A 6,793-nucleotide genomic window follows, 5' to 3' on the forward strand; every position below is an offset into this window, starting at 1 on the left:
ACTACTGAGATGGGATGGTAATGGGGCTCTATGGCTAAAACAGGTCAGGCAAAGCAGATCATTGAAAACCGCAGAGGCGACACTGAGGTAAGTTGAAAATATCGGACACCAAAGTTACTATCCAACCAAAACGGAGGTGTCTGAATGGCAAAGAACGCAACGAGCGGTCGCTATTCGAAAGAATTTCGGCATGAAGCCGTCAACATGATCATTGAAGGCGGCCTGACCGCATATGAAGCATCGCGTCAACTCTCCCTGCCCAAGTCGACCCTGGAAAACTGGGTGAGAGCGTACAAGGCCGGAAAACTTTCCGATATTGGCGGCGAGCAGCGCCCCCTCACGCAGGTTGAGGAGGAGCTTGAGCGCGTCAAACGAGAGCTTGCTCAAGTAAAACAGGAGCGCGATATCTTAAAAAAGCCGCCGTGTACTTTGCCCGGGAGTCGCTGTCCGGTACGCGGTAATCAGGCGGTTTCGACCGAAGTATCCGATTCCTCAGCTATGTCGGGTTCTGGAGGTTTCAACCAGTGGCTACTACGCCTGGCTGAAACGACCGGATTCTCCCCGGAATCAAGAGGAAAAACGGTTCGAACTCGAAATTATAGCGGCTCATAAAAGAACGGAAGAAACCTACGGTCCGGAACGTCTGCAGAAAGAGCTTGCCTGCCACGACGTTCACATTGGAGTTCACCGGATCAAACGGATTCGCAGGAAACTGGGGCTTCGCTGCAAACAGGTCAAAAAGTTCAAGGCAACCACAAACTCAAACCACAAGCTGCCGGTTGCCACAAATCTTTTAGGACAAAACTTTGTCACGGAGGCCCCGAATCAAGTCTGGGTAACGGATATCACTTACATCCCCACAGCCGAGGGCTGGTTATATCTTGCCGGTCACAAGGATCTTTTTACCGGAGAGATTGTGGGCTACGCCATGGGAGAACGCATGACAAAGAATCTGGTCTCCCAGTCACTGTTTCGCGCTGTCACTGCCAAGAGGCCTGCGGCTGGTTTGATTCATCATTCCGACCGTGGCAGTCAGTACTGTGCCGCGGGCTACCGAAAACTCCTTGCCCGGTTCAAAATGCGGGCATCAATGAGCCGTCGGGGGAACTGCTATGACAACGCGCCCATTGAGAGTTTTTGGGGTGTGCTGAAAAACGAACTCGTTCATCATCGCCGTTACGAAACCCGGCAGGAAGCTATACGGCAGATCACAACGCACATCGAAATCTTTTACAATCGGCAGCGACGGCAGAAGAGGCTTGGTTATCTCTTCCCTGTCGCCTATGAGAAACAATTTTTCAAAGAGCAGTAGGCTGCTTAAATGTTTTGGTGTCAGCTATTGACGAACGACCCAATTTATTATCAAAGAGTTACGAGGAGCGCGAGCTTTGAGACTGTTTTGCGGTAGGTCGGCGTTCCCTCCACCAACCATTAAGCAGTAGCCGTCGGGAGATGCACAAACCCCGACGGCTACTGCTTTTCTAGGGATTTGTTTTTTGTTGACACACTGTGCGACGTCGTTCCGGAAAACCGTGGGAAAACGTGTCCCGAAAGGAAACGGCCGCATGTAGGGAAACGTGAAGGCGGAAAGCGAGCGAAGAATGCTGAGACGAGGAAGATGGTGCGGATCAGCGCGATTCGGCGACTGTAGCGACTCCACAAAAAATCCACGTAGCACGAGTCATCGTTCTCACTTCTAGTCCGATTCCCGTCTACGAAGATGTTCTTGGAGAGCGGCGGATGAGCGGCTGCAGTTCGAAGGTTGTTTCGTGTTTTGTTGAGAAACTGCGTGTCCCGAGAGACATGTTTACTTTCGGCGATACCCCACCTGGGCATTGAGAAATGCCCCCAAGGGGTCTTTTTTTTGTACAATGGGGGAGTGACAATAAAGGGGGCAGGCATGACCATGGAGAAAATCCGACTTGGGGATCTTCTTGTCAAGGCGGGTGCCATTTCGGAATCCCAATTGCAAAGGGCGTTGGAGGAACAGCGGCTGACACACAGTCGCCTTGGAGAAGTTCTCATCAAGAACGGATGGGTGACGGAGCGTCATCTTGCAGGGGCTCTGGCGCAACAGTTGAAAAAACCCCTGGTTTCGCTTTCTCGCTTCAAACCCATGCCGGAAGCGCTCCGCCTGGTTCCCGAGCAGATAGCTCGTCGTCTCGAAGTTTTCCCCATGTCGGTTTCCGGTTCCGATCTCCTTACGGTTGCCATCAGTGACCCCTTGAACGTCTTCGCCCTGGATGAACTGCGCATGCTCACGGGCATGGAAGTGGAGATGAACCTTGCGACGCCGACGGAGATCCGCCGTGCCCTGGATACGGCGTACATAGTGCAGGAGACCTTCACCGATGCGGGTATCGAGGTCATGGCCTCGCAGGGTATTGTCGAAACGGAGCTCACCACCCGGATGGATGGAGTCGGGGCGGAGGAAGCACCTGTTGTCAAGCTGGTGAACAACATGCTGGAGCAGGCCGTGAGAGAAGGTGCCTCGGATCTGCATCTCGAACCGCATGAACGGTCGAGCAGGGTGCGCTTTCGCGTGGACGGTGCTCTCTTCGACGCACTCGAATATCCCAGGGGATTGCATCCGGCGGTGGTGTCCCGGGTCAAGATCATGGCGAGCATGGACATTGCCGAAAAAAGGCGTCCCCAGGATGGGCGGATCATTATCAAGATCCTGGAACATCGGATCGATCTTCGTGTTTCCTCTCTTCCCACCGTCTACGGAGAAAAGGTCGTCATCCGCGTTCTCGACCAGAGCAATACTATGGTTGGTCTGGACCGTATCGGTTTCGAGCTTGACGACAAGGAACTCATCGAAGAGCTGCTGAACGTTCCCCACGGTATTCTTCTCGTGACGGGCCCCACGGGGAGCGGAAAGAGTACGACGCTCTACTCGATGCTGGAGCGTCTGAACAAGCCGGAGGTGAACATCGTCACTGTTGAAGACCCCGTGGAGTACACTATCTCGGGTATCAATCAAGTGCATGTGAACGAGAAGGCAGGGCTTTCCTTTGCGGAATGTCTCCGTTCCATTCTCCGGCAGGATCCCGACAAGATCATGGTGGGAGAGATCCGGGATCTCGTTACCGCCCAAATGGCCATACGGGCGGCGCTGACGGGACACACGGTTCTCTCTACGCTGCACACGAACGATGCACCCAGCAGTATTGTGCGCTTGGTGGATATGGGTATCGCGCCGTTTCTCGTGGCATCCTCTCTCGTTGCGACGATCGCGCAGCGTCTCGTTCGCAAACTTTGTCCGGAGTGCAAAGAACGCTATGCGCTTTCGGAATCTCTTGCGGCCAGTCTCGGCCTGATCGCGGATATCCCTGTGTGGCGGGCCGTGGGATGCCCTTCCTGCCGGGGAACGGGATACAGGGGGAGAACGGCGATTTTCGAAATTATGGTCATGGATGACACAATGAAGAGGAGCGTCGTGTCGGGAGAATCGGCGGTGGCTCTGCGAAAAAAAGCGCTGGAAGGAGGCATGCGGAGTCTTCGGGAGCAGGGACTGCGGAAAGCTCTCCAGGGCGAGACGAGCCTGGAGGAGGTTCTCCAGGTTTCCATGGCGTGATGGCTTCCGGGGAATGAGGATGAAAAGAAGGGACGACAGTGCATGCAACCTTCCATCGCAACACTTCTGTCTGAAATGGCTCGTAAGAATGCCAGTGACCTCCATCTCGGTGTCGGTTTCCCCCCCGCCTTTCGCCTCGACGGCCAGCTTCATTTTGCGACTCATGTTGCTCCCCTCACCGTGGAGGATATCTGGCGTTTCGCCGGGGAATTGCTTTCGCGAGTACAGATCGATCATCTTAAAGAAACGAAGGAATTGGATTTCAGTTTTTCCTTCGACGCACCGGTGGAACCCGTTCGGTTTCGAGGCAACTGCTACTTTGAGAGAGGAAATGTCACGATAGCCTTACGCCTCATCACGAGCAGTATTCGAAGCCTGAAACAGTTGCAGCTTCCGGAGTGTCTGGAGGACATGACAAGGCGGCTCCGCGGACTTTTTCTCGTTACTGGTCCCACAGGGAGTGGGAAGAGTACGACGCTTGCCGCGATGGTGCAGCAGATTAACATGACCCGTCGCTGTCACATCGTGACCATCGAGGATCCGATTGAATATCTTTTCGTGTCCGAACGGGCCATGATCCACCAGCGAGAGGTAGGTACCGATACGGAAAGTTTCGGAGAGGCTCTCCGTCGCGCTTTGCGGCAGGACCCGGATGTGATTCTCATCGGAGAACTGCGTGATCTGGAAACGATGGCAGCGGCCGTCACCGCCGCAGAGACAGGACATCTTGTCCTTGCTACTCTTCATACTCCCGATACCGCCCAGACCGTGGATCGGATCATCGATGTCTTTCCCCCTCATCAACAGCAGCAGGTCCGCTTACAAGTGAGCAACGCCCTCGTGGGAGTCTGCTCCCAGCAGCTCATCGCCTTACCGGGCGGCGGTCGTATGGCCGCCACGGAGATTCTTCTCGCAAATCCGGCCGTCCGGAACTGCATTCGCGAAGGCAAGACAGGACAGCTCAAAAGTATCCTCCAGACCAGTGCTGCTTTGGGAATGCACAGTATGGACCAGGATCTCGCCCGTCTTGTGCGGGAGGGGAGGCTCCTCCTTGAACAGGCGATGTCGCATGCATATGAACCCAAAGACCTTGAACGCCTTGTGTTCGATGCAATGTAAAGAAACGTTAGGAAAAATGAAACTCAAGACCTATTGTAAGCTTTAAACTCCTCGACTAGAATCAAAGTAAATAATAAATGGAAAATGCCGATATGGTGATGAAGGAGGCAGTGTCATTCTCTACAGTTATCGAGCCCGCTCGGGAATGGGGAAAGTCGTTGAAGGGACTCGTCAGGCATCGGATGAGGCGAGTCTAGTGGCGTGGCTGAGATCACAGGGTTTGTTCCCCATTTCCGTATCGAAAACCGTCGGCGGTGAGACTGCTTCCGCGGGTGAGGGAAGTCTGTCGAAGACTCTCCTTGCCTGGAAATCCAGGCTTGAGTTGATTTCCACCGTGGCTACGAAAGACAAGGCCATTTTTGTTCGTCAGCTTGCCACTATGGTAGGATCCGGAATGACTCTCTCCTCCTCGCTGGATATTCTCAAGGATCAGACGTCGAACAGGCGCCTTGCGGCCTCCATAGGTCAGGTAAAAAAACTGCTTGACGGAGGATGGTCTCTTTCAGCTGCAATGAAGACCCGCAAAGAATTTCCTCCGCTCATGGTGGCCATGGTTCAGGGGGGGGAAGAGGGGGGGCTTCTCGATACGACGTTGAGCCGTCTCGCGCTCTTTCTCGAAAAACAGGAGGCGCTTCGTCGAAAGATCACCTCGGCTGTCACCTATCCGTCGGTCGTGCTTTTTTTTGCCGTTCTCGTCCTCTACATACTCGTGACGTTTATTGTTCCCAAGTTCGAGGCGGTTTTTCACCAGATGGGAGGAGAATTGCCAGGCCTGACTCGTTTTGTATTCACTTTGTCTAGTTTTATGAAACAGAGATGGTATATGTTTGCGAGTGTCGTGTTGCTTTTGTTCTTTTTTTTGTTTCTTCTGAATCGTTTTCCGAAAGCTCGTCCCTATGTGGACAGAATGAAGCTGCGTCTTCCCATCACTGGAGATATTCTTCAGAAGGCAATTATGGCTCGTTCGATGAGGACTCTCGCGTCACTCGTCCAGGCGGGGGTGCCCATACTGTCCGGTCTGACGATGACCGCCGAGGTTGCCGACAACACGCGTGTCGCCTCGGCCTTCCTCAATATCCGCGAAGCTGCACGGAAAGGTGCGCCTCTCGGTGAAACCGCAAAAAAAGAGAAGATTTTTCCGCTTATGGTGGCGCACATGATTACCGTCGGCGAGCAGACCGGACACCTGGAGGAGATGCTGAACAAAATCGCGGACTGGTTTGAAATGGAATTGGACGAGAAAGTGTCGAAGCTCACCTCAGTGCTGGAGCCTGTACTCATCCTTTTCGTGGGTGGTATCGTCGCTATTGTGGCACTGTCTATTTTCCTTCCTATTATTGGTGCGATCCAAACGATGCTTTAGCGGGGTTTATTTTTATGTATCAGACGCAAAAAGGAGGCGGTGAGAAAAAGCGAAAATATTCTTTTTTTCAAGACGGCCTAATTGGTGTTTTTAATGACGGGTAAGCGCAATCAGAGATCTCAAAAAATAAAGCCATCAAAAAATTGTGGGAGGCGAAGCAAAAATGGAAAAAAATCGGAAAAAAACAGGACGAGTCAAGAAGGCTCCTGGTTTCACTCTGGTTGAACTGCTCATTGTTATCGTCATTATCGGTATTCTCGCGGGAAGCATGATGCTTCTCATGGGTGGTGGCGCTGCAAAAGCGAAGGCAACGCAGATCGTTTCCGACTTGCGGACCATGAAGGCCGGTGCCATGATGCTTTGGAGCGATGGGAAAGCGGCGACATTGGACAATTTGAAGACCTATGTGGATAAGGAATTGGCGAATACGAAATATGGTATCGTCAGCGATGACAGCAGCGGGATATTCGTTTGTGTTGCCGTGACCGAGAGCGATGTGCAAGGGAAGCTCGGAGAAATTGTTAAAAATGAAGGGCTCCAGATTTGGGGAGCGAACAGTTGCGCGGTTGCGAGCGGAGACACCTATTACGACAGTGCTTCCCAGAAAGGCTGGGCGGTTCAAAAAGCGAGATGATGTCGGCAAAACGATGGCAGGTTGCATGATGCTATGAGAGCGTGGTCGAAAAGTGCAAAAGAGATCTTCCTCCTCGGCAATGCTTTTCCATGGCGCT

5 protein-coding genes are annotated in these 6,793 nt (G+C 53.0%); all 5 read left to right on the forward strand.

All coding sequences use genetic code 11. From position 1 onward, the window contains the following. The first annotated feature begins 144 nt into the window (after positions 1 to 144). The 5 genes from Q1K49_RS10375 (at position 145) to Q1K49_RS10395 (ending at position 6,696) form a co-directional block, all read left to right on the forward strand. Positions 145 to 1,312, forward strand: a protein-coding gene (locus Q1K49_RS10375) for an IS3 family transposase (RefSeq protein WP_300525786.1) whose coding sequence is annotated in 2 segments (ribosomal slippage) — positions 145 to 422 and positions 421 to 1,312 — 1,170 coding nt in all. Because the reading frame shifts where the segments join, the coding sequence is not laid out codon by codon here. Between the two features lie 588 nt (positions 1,313 to 1,900). Next, entirely contained in the window at positions 1,901 to 3,580 is a 1,680-nt protein-coding gene (locus Q1K49_RS10380) for an ATPase, T2SS/T4P/T4SS family (RefSeq protein WP_300525788.1), read from the forward strand. A 42-nt stretch (positions 3,581 to 3,622) separates the two neighbouring features. After that, positions 3,623 to 4,699: a type IV pilus twitching motility protein PilT gene (locus Q1K49_RS10385; RefSeq protein WP_300525789.1), complete on the forward strand. Its 1,077-nt coding sequence runs from the start codon at positions 3,623 to 3,625 to the stop codon at positions 4,697 to 4,699. Positions 4,700 to 4,895: 196 nt separating this feature from the next. Beyond that, positions 4,896 to 6,062, forward strand: a complete 1,167-nt coding sequence (locus Q1K49_RS10390; RefSeq protein WP_300525791.1) for a type II secretion system F family protein — start codon at positions 4,896 to 4,898, stop codon at positions 6,060 to 6,062. A 163-nt stretch (positions 6,063 to 6,225) separates the two neighbouring features. Further along, positions 6,226 to 6,696: a prepilin-type N-terminal cleavage/methylation domain-containing protein gene (locus Q1K49_RS10395; RefSeq protein WP_300525793.1), complete on the forward strand. Its 471-nt coding sequence runs from the start codon at positions 6,226 to 6,228 to the stop codon at positions 6,694 to 6,696. Positions 6,697 to 6,793 lie beyond the last annotated feature (97 nt).

Origin of the sequence: Aminiphilus sp. (assembly GCF_029975095.1) — a bacterium.
Lineage (GTDB): Bacteria > Synergistota > Synergistia > Synergistales > Aminiphilaceae > Aminiphilus.